The organism is Mesorhizobium cantuariense (assembly GCF_042647205.1).
Classification (GTDB): Bacteria; Pseudomonadota; Alphaproteobacteria; order Rhizobiales; family Rhizobiaceae; genus Mesorhizobium; species Mesorhizobium cantuariense.
On the sequence record NZ_JBHRVD010000001.1, the window covers coordinates 7,601,720 to 7,613,694 of the forward strand.

Sequence of the window (11,975 nt, forward strand, 5' to 3'; positions counted from 1 at the left end):
CCGCAAGCGCGATGCACAATTGGCCTGCATCCACACCTTTAAGCCGGCTACCTGTTTCCCACGGCTGAATGCGGCGCTATGTGGATGAAACTGGGAGATCGACCATGCTGGGCTGGTTCCGCAAGCTTCTGCCGCGCGAAGATGGCTTCTTCGAGCTGTTCGAACGACATTCCCGCACCGTGGTCGGCGGTGCCGAGGCGCTGGAGCAGCTTCTCCAGGGCAGGGATATCGACCGCTGGTGCCAGAAAATCATCGATCTCGAAGACGAGGCCGACCATATCACCGCGGAAGTCCTGCTGGCGGTGCGTCGCTCCTTCATCACGCCTTTCGATCGCGGCGACATCAAGGACCTGATCCAGTCGATGGATGATGCCATCGATATGATGCACAAGACCGTCAAGACGGTGAGGCTGTTCGAAAAGAAGGAGTTCGACCCGCTGATGCAGGAAATGGGCGGCGTCATCGTCGCCGCCGCCAAGCTGGTCGCGGAGGCGATCCCGCTGCTCAACAAGGTCGCGACGCACACGGTGCGCCTCAACGCCATCGCCGAAGAGGTCATGCGCGTCGAGAGCCGGGCCGACGATCTGCACGAGCAAGGGCTGAAGGATCTCTTCAGGAAGCATGGCAGCAGCGATCCGATGGCCTACATGATCGGCAGCGAGATCTACGGCCAGCTGGAAAAGGTGGTGGACCGCTTCGAGGACGTCGCCAATGAGATCAGCGGCATCGTCATAGAGAATGTTTAGGTGATGGAAGCCACCATTGCCTTTCCCGTGCTGGTCGGCCTCGTCGCCGTTGCGCTGTTCTTCGACTTTCTCAACGGTCTGCACGACGCGGCCAACTCCATTGCCACCATCGTCTCCACCCGGGTGCTGAGGCCGCAATACGCGGTGCTATGGGCGGCTTTCTTCAATTTCATCGCTTTCATGTTCTTCGGCCTCCATGTCGCCGAGACGGTGGGCAAAGGCATCGTCGACGTCAGCATCGTCACACCGGCGGTCATCTTCGCCGCGCTCGTCGGCGCCATAGTCTGGAACATCGTCACCTGGATCGCCGGCATCCCGTCGAGCAGCTCGCATGCGTTGATCGGCGGCCTGGTCGGTGCCGGTGTGGCCAAGGCAGGCGTGGGTGCCATCGTTTGGACAGGGCTTGGCAAGACGGTTGCGGCGATCGTCGTCTCGCCGGCGACCGGTTTTCTCCTGGCGCTCATTCTGATTCTCGTCGTCTCGTGGATATTCGTGCGCCAGACACCGTTTGCGGTCGACAGCACCTTCCGCGTCATGCAGTTCTTTTCCGCCTCGCTCTATTCGCTCGGGCACGGTGGCAACGACGCCCAGAAGACCATGGGTATCATCGCCGTGCTGCTCTATTCGCAAGGCATGCTCGGCGGGACTTTCCATGTGCCGCTCTGGGTGGTCCTCACCTGTCAGTCGGCACTGGCGCTCGGCACCTTGTTCGGTGGCTGGCGCATAGTCCACACCATGGGCTCGAAGATCACCCGGCTGAACCCGATGCAGGGTTTTTGCGCCGAGACCGGCGGGGCGATCACCCTGTTTGCCGCGACCTGGCTCGGCATTCCCGTGTCGACCACGCACACCATCACCGGCGCCATCATCGGCGTCGGTGCCGCCCGCCGCCTTTCGGCCGTGCGCTGGGGCATTGCCAGCAACATCGTCATTGCCTGGATCGTCACCTTGCCGGCCACGGCCGTCATTGCGGCGCTCACCTACTTTGCGGTCGGCCTGGCAAGGTGACGTGAAGACATCTACCTGTCCACAAGGTTCAGGATGTTGCCGTCGGGATCCTTGAACCAGGCGACCTTCATGCCGTAACCGACATGGACGTCGCCCTCCAGCGTCAGGCCGGGCATGTCGTAATGCTCGAAGGTGACGCCCTTCGACTTCAGCTCCTTGATGACATTGCCGATCTCATCGCCAACCGTCCATGTCACTGCCGTCGCCTTGTTGGTTCCGGCAAATTGGGACTGATAGACATTGATGGCGGTGTCGCCGCTTTTGTAGACGATCAGTTCGCCGCCCTCATTGTGAACCTCTTTCAGGCCAAGCGTCCCCTCATAGAAAGCCTTGGCCTTTGCCAGGTCTTTCACCGCGAGATTGGCCGTTGCGTTGCTGTTTGCGAGCATGGTCGCCTCCTTCTCTGGTTGTCGGTCCCGTGCTGGTCGTTGAAATAGGTCGCCGCGATTGTTTGACGACTCTGTCTGATTGCTGGCCGCATCGGCACTCGATTATCTGGAAGACGTTTGGCGCGGATAAAATCCGACAGGACCCGCCGCTTTTTCAGGCACGCCAAGGCAGCCATTGCTCCACGGCTTGGTTCTGTTCGGAAACTGCACTATCTCAGGCGCGAGTTGCGTAAGGAAAAACTGCCATGTCCGTCACCAAGGAAATCGTCACCGAGCGTCTGAAGACGGTCAATGGACCTGACTTCACCGGCAACATTGTCGACCTCGGCATGGTTTCGGAGATTTTCATCGCCGACGGGAAGGTTTTCTTCTCGATTACCGTTCCCGCCGCCCGTGCCCAGGAGATGGAGCCGCTGCGCGCTGCCGCCGAGCGTGTCGTCAAGGCGATCCCCGGTGTCGCCGGCGCCGTCGTCGCGCTGACCGCCGAGAAGAAGGGCGGCGGTATGGAGGGGCCGGTTCCGACGCGTCCCGCTCCCCGGCCGGCACCGCCCGCCGCTGCCGCGCCGCGTGCCGCTCCGCACGCCCCGGCCTCACACAGCCAGGGCAAGCGTGGTGTGCCCGGCATCGAGGCGATCATTGCCGTTGCCTCCGGTAAGGGCGGTGTCGGCAAGTCGACCACCGCCGTCAACATCGCGCTTGGCCTCGCCGCCAACGGCTTGCGCGTCGGTGTGCTCGATGCCGACATATACGGCCCGTCGATGCCTAGGTTGTTGAACATCCACGGCCGGCCGCAGACCGTCGACGGCAAGATCCTGAAACCGATGGAGAATTACGGCCTGAAGGTGATGTCGATGGGCTTCCTCGTCGATGAGGAAACGCCGATGATCTGGCGCGGGCCGATGGTGATGTCGGCGCTGACGCAGATGCTGCGCGAGGTCGAGTGGGGCCGGCTCGACGTGCTCGTCGTCGACATGCCGCCCGGCACCGGCGACGCTCAATTGACGATGGCCCAGCAGGTGCCGCTGGCCGGCGCCGTCATCGTCTCGACGCCGCAGGACCTGGCCCTGATCGACGCGCGAAAAGGCCTCAACATGTTCAAGAAGGTCGACGTGCCGTTGCTCGGTATCGTTGAAAACATGAGCTATTTCATCGCTCCGGACACCGGCAAACGCTACGACATTTTTGGTCATGGCGGGGCCCGCCGCGAGGCCGAGCGCCTGGGCGTCACCTTCCTTGGCGAAGTGCCGCTCGAAATGGGCATTCGCGAAAGCTCGGATGCCGGCACCCCGGTGGTCGTCTCGAAGCCCGACGGCGCCGAAGCAAAAATCTACCGCGGCATCGCTTCAAAGGTTTGGGACCGGGTCAATGAAGAACGCGGCGCGGCTGCAGCGGCGGTGCCGAGTATTGTGTTCGAGTAGCGCGGATATCCCTCCCCCTTGAGGGGAGGGTGGCCCGAAGGGCCGGGTGGGGTCCGCGGTGAAGCGCTCGGCGCTATTTTCTTCAGAAGTCGAGGCACCCTCCTCTCAAGGGGGAGGGGCCTAACCGCCGACCTTCTCGCCAAAACTGGAAAAAAACTGTCCGGCCAGTTTCTTCGAGGTCGATTCGATCAGCCGGCTGCCAAGCTGGGCGATCTTGCCGCCGACATCGGCCTTGGCCGCGTATTTCAACACCGTGGCATCGGGTCCATCCGATGTCAGCGTCACGTCGGCGCCGCCCTTGGCGAAACCGGCAATGCCGCCCTTGCCTTCGCCCTGGATGGTGTAGGAGTGCGGCGGCTTCAGGTTCTTCAGCGTCACCTCGCCGTTGAACGTCGCCTTGATCGGCCCGATCTTCACCACCACGGTCGCCGCCATTTCGGTCGGCGACTTCATGTCGAGACTCTGGCAACCGGGGATGGTCGCCTTCAAGACCTCGGGGTCGTTCAGCGCTTCCCACACTTTTTGCAGGGGAGCGGCAATGCGCTCCTCGCCTTCGATCACCAAAGCCATGAAAACCTCCCGGACAAGACTGCCCGAAGCCCTAACGCACGGCTGGGTGCCTGTCTATCACACCAAAGTCCGGTTGCGACCGCACGCCCTCTTGCCTGCTTCCGCGCGTTGCCATATCGATTTGTCTTACAAATACGGAGACCACAATGGCAGGCGCCACCACCACTAAGAAAAAATTTCGCTCGCAGGAGTGGTTCGACAATCCCGACAATCCGGGCATGACAGCGCTCTATCTCGAACGCTACCTGAATTACGGCCTGACGCGCGCCGAACTGATGTCCGGCAAGCCGCTGATCGGCATCGCCCAGACCGGCTCCGATCTTTCGCCTTGCAACCGCCATCATATCGAACTCGCCAAGCGCGTGCGCGAAGGCATTGTCTCGATGGGCGGCATCCCTTTCGAATTCCCCTGCCATCCGATCCAGGAGACCGGCAAGCGCCCGACCGCAGCACTCGACCGCAACCTTGCCTATCTCAGCCTGGTCGAGGTGCTTTACGGCTATCCGCTCGATGGCGTCGTGCTGACCATCGGTTGCGACAAGACGACGCCGGCGCTGCTGATGGCTGCAGCCACGGTCAATATCCCGGCGATCGCCCTGTCGGTCGGCCCGATGCTCAATGGCTGGCACAAGGGCAAGCGCACCGGCTCCGGCACCATCGTCTGGGAATCGCGCCAGCGGCTTTCGGCCGGCGAGATCGGCTATGACGAGTTCATGGACATCGTCGCCTCGTCGGCGCCGTCCACCGGCTATTGCAACACCATGGGCACCGCCACCACGATGAACTCGCTGGCCGAGGCGCTCGGCATGCAATTGCCGGGCTCGGCCGCCATTCCCGCACCATATCGCGAGCGTGGCCAGATTTCCTATGAGACGGGAAAACGCATCGTCGAGATGGTGCATGAGGATTTGAAGCCGTCCGACATCATGACGCGGAAAGCCTTCGAGAACGCCATCGTCGTCAACTCGGCGATCGGCGGTTCCACCAACGCGCCGATTCATCTCAATGCCATCGCCCGCCATCTCGGCGTGCCGCTCGACAATGACGACTGGCAGAAGATCGGTCTCAACGTGCCGCTGATCGTCAATCTGCAGCCGACGGGTGAGTATCTCGGTGAGGACTATCACCACGCCGGCGGCGTGCCGGCCGTGGTGGCCGAGCTGATGAAGGCCGGATTGCTGCCTTACCCCGAAGCCGTGACGGTCAACGGCAAATCGATCGGTGACAACTGCAAGGGCGTCGCCAACGAGAACACCGATGTCATCCGCACCGTGGCCGAGCCGCTGAAGGCCAATGCTGGCTTCATCAACCTCAGGGGCAATCTGTTTGATTCGGCGATCATGAAGACCAGTGGCATCTCGCCGGAATTCCGCGAGCGCTATCTGTCCAACCCGAAGGATCCCGAGGCTTTCGAAGGCAACGCCATGGTTTTCGACGGGCCGGAGGATTACCACGCCCGCATCGACGATCCGGCGCAAGGCATCGACGAGCATACGATCCTGTTCATGCGCGGCGCCGGTCCGATCGGCTATCCCGGCGGTGCCGAGGTCGTCAACATGCAGCCTCCGGCCTACCTCATCAAGAAGGGCATCCACGCGCTCGCCTGCATCGGTGACGGCCGCCAGTCGGGCACGTCGGGTTCGCCGTCGATCCTCAACGCCTCGCCGGAAGCTGCGATCGGCGGCGGGCTGGCGCTGCTCAAGACGGGCGACCGTGTCCGCATCGACCTGCGCAAAGGCACGGCCGATATCCTCGTCACCGACGACGAGATCACCCGGCGCCGCGCCGAACTGCAGAACAATGGCGGCTATCACTATCCCAAGCACCAGACGCCCTGGCAGGAGATCCAGCGCGGCATGGTCGCGCAGTTCTCGGAGGGAATGGTGCTGAAGCCGGCGGTGAAATACCAGGATGTCGCGCACACCAGCGGTGTCCCCAGGGACAATCACTGATTGCTCGGGGACAATCATTGATTGCTCCAGGGGATAATCATCAATTATTCCCAAGGGCAGTCATCAATTATTCCTGCCGACAATTATAGATGTGGAGCGACGACAGGCGGCCTGACCAATCAGGCCGCCTGTCGCTTTTCCGTCCAGCGCGTCCCGGTCGCAGGTCGAGAACGCTCATCATCCTTGACAAGCGCGCCCAACAATTCCACCATCATGGCAAGGGGTGCATCGCGACGACCCCGTGAGGCGTCAGCCCAATGTTCGCGTCCAAGCTTCTCTTTTCAGGAGGTGGACGCCATGCCGTCAACAACCGCTATCACCGTACCGCAATTGTCTCGTCTCATTGGTCTGCCGGGCGCGCCTGTCATCATCGATGTCCGCATCGACGACGATTTCGACGCCGATCCGCGCCTGCTGCCGGCTTCGTGCCGACGCGATTTCAAAACCGTTTCGACCTGGGCGGCCGAGTTTGCCGGCAAGCCGGTGGCCGTCGTCTGCCAGAAGGGGCAAAAGCTCTCGCAAGGCGTCGTCGCATGGCTGCGACATGAGGGGATTGCCGCCGAATCCCTTGAAGGCGGGTTTGAGGCCTGGCGCGATGCCGGGGGGCTTTTGGTCCGCACCGCCAAGATGCCGCCACGCAATGAAAAGGGCACCACCGTCTGGGTGACGCGATCTCGCCCGAAGGTCGACCGCATCGCTTGCCCATGGCTGATCCGGCGTTTCCTCGACCCCGACGCGGTGTTCCTGTTTGTCGAACCCGCTGAAGTATTGGCTGTTGCCGATCGCTTCCAGGCCGTGCCTTTCGACATCGACAATGTGTTCTGGAGCCATCGCGGCGAACGCTGCACCTTCGACACGATGATCGAGGAGTTCGGGCTGGAATCCGAGGCGCTCGATCGCCTCGCGTTGATCGTGCGTGCGGCCGACACCGCGAGCCTCGACCTGGTGCCCCAGGCGGCCGGCTTTCTGGCCGCCTCGCTTGGCCTGTCGCGTATGTTTCGCGACGATCTGGAACAACTGGAAGCAGGCATGCTGCTCTACGACGCGTTCTTCCGCTGGTGCCGCGACGCCACTGAAGAAACGCACAACTGGCCCGCTGCAGGTAAGCCGTCATGACCATTCTTGTCCCGGACAATAAGGCGGTGACCGTCGAGGTGCCGGCTGCACCGACCTTCACCGAAGCTGTGAAGGTCTGGGCAAAGATCGGACTGCTCAGCTTCGGCGGGCCGGCCGGGCAGATCGCCTTGATGCACAAGGAACTGGTCGAGGAACGGCGCTGGATCGGCGAGCAGCGTTTCCTGCATGCGCTGAACTACTGCATGCTGCTGCCTGGCCCGGAAGCCCAGCAACTCGCCATCTACATCGGCTGGCTGTTGCACAGGACGATCGGTGGCCTTGTCGCCGGCGTCCTGTTCGTCGTGCCGGGCGCGCTTGTCATGCTCGTCTTGAGCAGCCTCTACGTGCTCTATGGCGACATGCCGCTCGTCGCGGCGCTGTTTTTCGGGGTGAAGGCGGCGGTGCTTGCCATTGTCATCGAGGCGGTGATCCGGATCGGAAGGCGTGCCCTGAAGAACCACGTCATGGTGTCGATCGCGGTCGCGGCGTTCATCGCCATCTATGCGTTGAATGTGCCGTTCCCGCTCATCGTCCTGCTCGCAGGCCTGACCGGATGGCTGGGAGACCGCGTTGCTCCCGGCCTGTTTTCCGGTTCCGCGCATGGCAAGGGCGATGTTGCCGATACCAAGGGAGCGGTCGACCTGATGTTCGAGCGCGGCGAGCTCGCCCATGTCAAACCGACGACATGGCATGCGCCGCGCACTGTCGCCATCTGGCTGCCGATCTGGCTCGGACCTGTCCTGCTGATCTGGTGGCTCACCGGCTCCGCAAGCGTGTGGACTGAGATAGGCAGGTTCTTCAGTCTCATGGCGGTCGTCACCTTCGGTGGCGCCTACGCGGTTCTCGCCTATGTCGCGCAGGCAGCCGTCCAGTCCTTTGGCTGGCTGGCGCCTGGTGAAATGGTCGATGGTCTTGGGCTTGCCGAGACCACACCGGGTCCGCTCATCCTGGTGCTGCAGTTCGTCGGCTTCATCGCCGCGTACCGCCACGCCGGGTCGCTGGACCCGTTGCTTGCCGGATCGCTGGGGGCGTTGCTCACCCTTTGGGTGACGTTCACGCCCTGCTTCTTCTGGATATTCCTCGGCGCTCCCTACATCGAAGCCCTGCGCGGCAACAAGGCATTGTCGGCCGCGCTCGGCGCGATCACCGCCGCCGTTGTCGGCGTCATCATGAATCTGGCTCTGTGGTTTGCCTTGCACGTCGTCTTCCGTGAGGTGCACACAATAGGCCCCGGCATGAACGTACCGGTGCTTTCATCGATCGACTGGCGTGCGGCGCTGCTCTCCTGTGCGACGATGATCGCCATCCTGAGATTGAAAATCGGCATGTTGCCGACGCTTGCCGGATCGGCGCTGGCTGGTGTCTTGTTGCTGGCGGCCGGCGCTTAGATGCCACTGCCTTTGTATTCCGCTTGCGAACCACCTAATTGGTTGGAAACGGAAGGAAACAACATGGCGGGACGGCGTTCTTCCCTCGGCTTCCTTGGAATGTTCGGTCGCTCGGGCGATTTGAGGCAGCTCGACGATGCATTGCGCGGCGCCGACCTTCATCCCGCCCTCGTGCCGGAGGGGGTAAAACTCACCATCGTCAATCTGATGAAGGATCACTGGCCCGACGAGCCGCCGCCGGACACTTATGCATCGGTGGCACAATTGTGCAGCTATTGCATCGCGGGTCCCGAAACCTTCGACCAAGCCAATGGCCGGGAGCGGACGCTGGAAGTCGAGCGTCGCATCGAGGCGGCACTTGAAGCCGGCGACAGCTTCGACGCACAGATCGTGCTGATGACGCTGCATGCCAAGCTCATCAACGCCGAAGTCGTCGACCGATATGGGCTCAGCGCGGAATGACGCGAAAGGCTGATCCCCCCACGGCGGCCGAGCCGATCAAGCCCGGCTGATCTCCTCGAGATACCAGCCGATGTAGCGCAGTTCGTTGTATTCCATCGGCGCGATCGGTCCGGGCACGAAATAGTGCGAGCGCACGCCACGCGCGGTGTGCTCGATGATCTTCTTGTCCTCTTCGGTGGTGACCTTCCACAGCCAGGTCAGCTTCTCCAAATCGTAGTCCTGGCCCTCGACCGCGTCGCCGCGCACCAGCCAGATCAGTTCCATCTCGCAGGTCCCGGCCGTTTTCGGGATGAAGCGGTAGATCATGCCGTGATCGGGATAGCAGACGAGGAAGGTCGTGCCGCCGAGGTGGATGGAGGTGACGCCACCGTCATAGTCGGTGAAGCGGCCCATCAGCGGGGCCACCGGCGAGCCATCCTGGCTGCCGCTCGAAACGCCATCATAGAGCGCGTAGCGGAAGGTGTGGATTGCTTCCTGTCCGGCCGCCGAGTTCTGCCAGTGGTTGGCGCTGCCGATCTCGATGCCGAGCGCGCAGGTGCGTTGCTCCATCGCGGCATTGAGCTGCTCGATCATCTCGGCCGGCTTTTCCAGCGCATGCGTTTGCGAATATTCCGGATGCGCCGGCCCGCAATGGTAGCATTCGACATAGTTCTCGACGGCGAGCTTCCAGTTGGCGTCGAGCGGATAGGACTGGCGATACGCCACCTTGGCGTCGCCCCAGCCATACTGGCCGCAGCTCGTGCGCAGCGACTGTTCGATCGGATCGAAATCGAGCGGCGTCTCGGCGAAGGAAATGAAGACCAGCCCGGAGGCGACGCGGACATGAAGCTTCTTCAGCCCGTGCGCCGAGCGGTCGAAATCCTTCGGCATCAGGCGGGCAGCGCGCAACGACCCGTCATTGGAATAGGCCCATGCGTGGTAGGGGCACACGAACATCTTCGCGTTGCCCTTCTCCTTGGTGCAGACCTCGGCGCCGCGGTGGCGGCAGACATTGAGCATGGCATGCACGGTGCCATCCATGCCGCGCGTCAGGATGACCGCCTCGTCGCCCAGCTTGAACAGCTCGAAATCGCCCGGGTTCGCGATGACGCTGGCATGCGCCAGGCAGTGCCAGTGGCGGCGAAAGACACGTTCCATGTCGCGCTCGAAGATTGCCTGGTCATGATAGAAGGCGCGCACCAGGCCGTGGCCGGGCCGATGAGATGCCACCAGCCGATCGATCGCGTCGCCGTCGGTATGGGCTTGCTGGATAGGATGCACACTCATTTGTCGTTCTGCCCGATGGTTGGTCCTGGGTGGTGGCTGTATGGCTGCACGAACTCGTCTCCGGTCAGGCGCCCATTTGTGTGCGCGGCAGGTGGATCAGGCTGCCGAAGCGGGCACGCAATCTGTCGTCGACCTGTTTTGGCACGTGGCGCGGAAATCGTTCGGCAAGAATGCGTTTCTTCTCGGTGATCGCACGCAGCAATATATCAGGTCGGCCTTTTTCGTTCCATTCCTTCGGCGAAGAACGATCGCCTAAGGCAGGATAGAAATGCTCGGTCTGCATCAGCTTGAGCGTTTGTTCGTTGTCGAGGTAGTGGCCCGGCCCCTTGAGGCAGACCTCGGCGATGCTGTCGATCGATAGGGCCTCGTCAGTCACGTCGATGCCACGCGCGCAGCCCAGGCAATGACCGAGCATATCGTTGTCGATGACCAGGCTTTCCAGGCAGAAACCGAGCAGCGAGGCATGCATGCCGGCCGCCTCGTAGACGAGGTTAAGGCCGGAGAGGCCGGCCATCACATTGGTGATGCCCTTTTCGTAGCCGGACTGAATGTCGGGCAGTTTCGAATCCGTCATGCCAGCGGCTGAGCCGCCGGGCAGGTCGTAGAATTGCGCCATCTGGGCGCAGGCCGCCGTTGCCACCGACTGCTCTGCCGACCCGCCGGCCATGGCGCCGGTGCGCAGGTCCGACATGAATGGCCAGGCGCCGAAGATCGCAGGATGGCCCGGCTTGAGCGCGTTGACATAGACCAGGCCGGCCAGCACTTCGGCCACCGCCTGCACGACGGCGCCGGCCATCGCGGCGGGTGCCGTCGTGCCGGACTGGCCGGTCGACAGCAGCAGGATCGGGATGCCGCCCTCAACGCAGGCCTCGAGCACGCCGCAGGCATCCTCGGCGAACTTCATCGGCGGCACGACGAATGAGTTGGAGTTGGAAACGAAAGGCCGGGCGCGGAAATTCTCCTCGCCGCCGGCAATGGCATAGAGCATTTCAAGCGCCGGCTTCACATTCTCACGCACGGTGAAGGACGTTCCGACGTGCTTCGATGTCCCCATCACACAGGCATAGAGCGTGTTGAAATCCATCTCGAGCGGGTCGGCGATGTCGCGTGCCACCATCGGCCGCTGGAAGAAATGGATGTTGTCCAGCCCATCGACGATGCGGGCGGCATCATAAATGTCCTGCAGCTTGGATTCGCGGTACTCGCGCTTCTCCAGATCCACCAGGTGCACGGCGATACCCGCCGTGCCGTAGTGCACGCGCTTGCCCTGGACCACCATGTCGTGCCTGGCGTCCTGGCCATGAAGTGTGAAATGTCGTGCCGCCCGCTTGATGGTGTCGAGCACGAGCGCGCGCGGAAAGCGCACACGGCCATCGTCGCCATGGACCGCCCCCGCCTTGGTCAGCACCTTTATGCAGGAAGGGATGGCATTGGCGAAACCCACCGTTTCCAGGAGCGTCAGCACGCCCTCGTGGATGCGCTCGCAGTCATCCCCGCGCAGCGGCCCGTAGCTGCCGCCCTCGATGGCCTGGTGCTGTGTTCCGGTATCCTCCGTCAGAGGAGCTGGTCGCATGGCATGTCCTGTTTGGCGAAGACCGGAGCGCTGTGGACGACGGTTCGCCGGCGTGTCCTGCTGTTCGACAGCCACTGGCATGCAAGC

At 62.5% G+C, this 11,975-nt stretch carries 11 protein-coding genes; 7 read left to right on the forward strand and 4 right to left on the reverse strand.

Features of this window, described 5'->3' with window-relative positions; genetic code table 11:
- Positions 1-104: 104 nt before the first annotated feature.
- Positions 105-746: a DUF47 domain-containing protein gene (locus tag ACFOJ9_RS37055; protein ID WP_378986877.1), complete on the forward strand. Its 642-nt coding sequence runs from the start codon at positions 105-107 to the stop codon at positions 744-746.
- A 3-nt stretch (positions 747-749) separates the two neighbouring features.
- Positions 750-1,754 carry an inorganic phosphate transporter gene (locus ACFOJ9_RS37060; RefSeq protein WP_378986879.1) on the forward strand — a complete coding sequence of 335 codons (1,005 nt, stop codon included), beginning with the start codon at positions 750-752 and terminating at the stop codon, positions 1,752-1,754.
- Positions 1,755-1,765: 11 nt separating this feature from the next.
- Here ACFOJ9_RS37060 and ACFOJ9_RS37065 read toward each other — a convergent pair whose 3' ends face one another.
- Positions 1,766-2,143, reverse strand: a complete 378-nt coding sequence (locus tag ACFOJ9_RS37065) for a VOC family protein (RefSeq protein ID WP_378986881.1) — start codon at positions 2,141-2,143, stop codon at positions 1,766-1,768.
- A 245-nt stretch (positions 2,144-2,388) separates the two neighbouring features.
- Between ACFOJ9_RS37065 and ACFOJ9_RS37070 the strand changes: the two genes are divergently transcribed.
- Positions 2,389-3,561, forward strand: a complete 1,173-nt coding sequence (locus tag ACFOJ9_RS37070; protein WP_378986883.1) for an Mrp/NBP35 family ATP-binding protein — start codon at positions 2,389-2,391, stop codon at positions 3,559-3,561.
- A 120-nt stretch (positions 3,562-3,681) separates the two neighbouring features.
- On the opposite strand, the gene ACFOJ9_RS37075 is transcribed toward ACFOJ9_RS37070, so the two are convergent.
- Entirely contained in the window at positions 3,682-4,131 is a 450-nt protein-coding gene (locus ACFOJ9_RS37075) for an SRPBCC family protein (RefSeq protein WP_378986885.1), read from the reverse strand.
- Between the two features lie 146 nt (positions 4,132-4,277).
- Here ACFOJ9_RS37075 and ACFOJ9_RS37080 point away from each other — a divergent pair, with 146 nt between their 5' ends.
- The 4 genes from ACFOJ9_RS37080 (at position 4,278) to ACFOJ9_RS37095 (ending at position 9,049) form a co-directional block, all read left to right on the forward strand.
- On the forward strand, positions 4,278-6,083 hold the full coding sequence (locus tag ACFOJ9_RS37080; protein WP_378986887.1) for an IlvD/Edd family dehydratase: 1,806 nt from the start codon (positions 4,278-4,280) through the stop codon (positions 6,081-6,083).
- Positions 6,084-6,380: 297 nt separating this feature from the next.
- The gene (locus ACFOJ9_RS37085) at positions 6,381-7,199 is read left to right on the forward strand and encodes a chromate resistance protein ChrB domain-containing protein (protein ID WP_378986889.1); all 819 of its coding nucleotides are present in this window, start codon (positions 6,381-6,383) and stop codon (positions 7,197-7,199) included.
- Positions 7,196-8,587 carry a chromate efflux transporter gene (gene chrA, locus ACFOJ9_RS37090; RefSeq protein WP_378986891.1) on the forward strand — a complete coding sequence of 464 codons (1,392 nt, stop codon included), beginning with the start codon at positions 7,196-7,198 and terminating at the stop codon, positions 8,585-8,587. Before ACFOJ9_RS37085 ends, chrA begins: the two co-directional genes overlap by 4 nt.
- Positions 8,588-8,650: 63 nt before the next feature.
- Positions 8,651-9,049, forward strand: a complete 399-nt coding sequence (locus ACFOJ9_RS37095; protein ID WP_378986893.1) for a hypothetical protein — start codon at positions 8,651-8,653, stop codon at positions 9,047-9,049.
- 36 nt (positions 9,050-9,085) lie between these two features.
- Here ACFOJ9_RS37095 and ACFOJ9_RS37100 read toward each other — a convergent pair whose 3' ends face one another.
- Positions 9,086-10,315 carry an aromatic ring-hydroxylating oxygenase subunit alpha gene (locus ACFOJ9_RS37100; protein WP_378986895.1) on the reverse strand — a complete coding sequence of 410 codons (1,230 nt, stop codon included), beginning with the start codon at positions 10,313-10,315 and terminating at the stop codon, positions 9,086-9,088.
- 64 nt (positions 10,316-10,379) lie between these two features.
- Positions 10,380-11,969 carry a trimethylamine methyltransferase family protein gene (locus ACFOJ9_RS37105; RefSeq protein ID WP_378986897.1) on the reverse strand — a complete coding sequence of 530 codons (1,590 nt, stop codon included), beginning with the start codon at positions 11,967-11,969 and terminating at the stop codon, positions 10,380-10,382.
- Positions 11,970-11,975: the final 6 nt, after the last annotated feature.

Excerpts from the sequence above, each read along its gene's own strand:
- ACFOJ9_RS37055 (WP_378986877.1), top strand. The coding sequence starts at position 105 with ATGCTGGGCTGGTTCCGCAAGCTTCTGCCGCGCGAAGATGGCTTCTTC.
- ACFOJ9_RS37060 (WP_378986879.1), top strand. The coding sequence starts at position 750 with ATGGAAGCCACCATTGCCTTTCCCGTGCTGGTCGGCCTCGTCGCCGTT.
- ACFOJ9_RS37065 (WP_378986881.1), bottom strand. The coding sequence starts at position 2,143 with ATGCTCGCAAACAGCAACGCAACGGCCAATCTCGCGGTGAAAGACCTG.
- ACFOJ9_RS37070 (WP_378986883.1), top strand. The coding sequence starts at position 2,389 with ATGTCCGTCACCAAGGAAATCGTCACCGAGCGTCTGAAGACGGTCAAT.
- ACFOJ9_RS37075 (WP_378986885.1), bottom strand. The coding sequence starts at position 4,131 with ATGGCTTTGGTGATCGAAGGCGAGGAGCGCATTGCCGCTCCCCTGCAA.
- ACFOJ9_RS37080 (WP_378986887.1), top strand. The coding sequence starts at position 4,278 with ATGGCAGGCGCCACCACCACTAAGAAAAAATTTCGCTCGCAGGAGTGG.
- ACFOJ9_RS37085 (WP_378986889.1), top strand. The coding sequence starts at position 6,381 with ATGCCGTCAACAACCGCTATCACCGTACCGCAATTGTCTCGTCTCATT.
- chrA (WP_378986891.1), top strand. The coding sequence starts at position 7,196 with ATGACCATTCTTGTCCCGGACAATAAGGCGGTGACCGTCGAGGTGCCG.
- ACFOJ9_RS37095 (WP_378986893.1), top strand. The coding sequence starts at position 8,651 with ATGGCGGGACGGCGTTCTTCCCTCGGCTTCCTTGGAATGTTCGGTCGC.
- ACFOJ9_RS37100 (WP_378986895.1), bottom strand. The coding sequence starts at position 10,315 with ATGAGTGTGCATCCTATCCAGCAAGCCCATACCGACGGCGACGCGATC.
- ACFOJ9_RS37105 (WP_378986897.1), bottom strand. The coding sequence starts at position 11,969 with ATGCCAGTGGCTGTCGAACAGCAGGACACGCCGGCGAACCGTCGTCCA.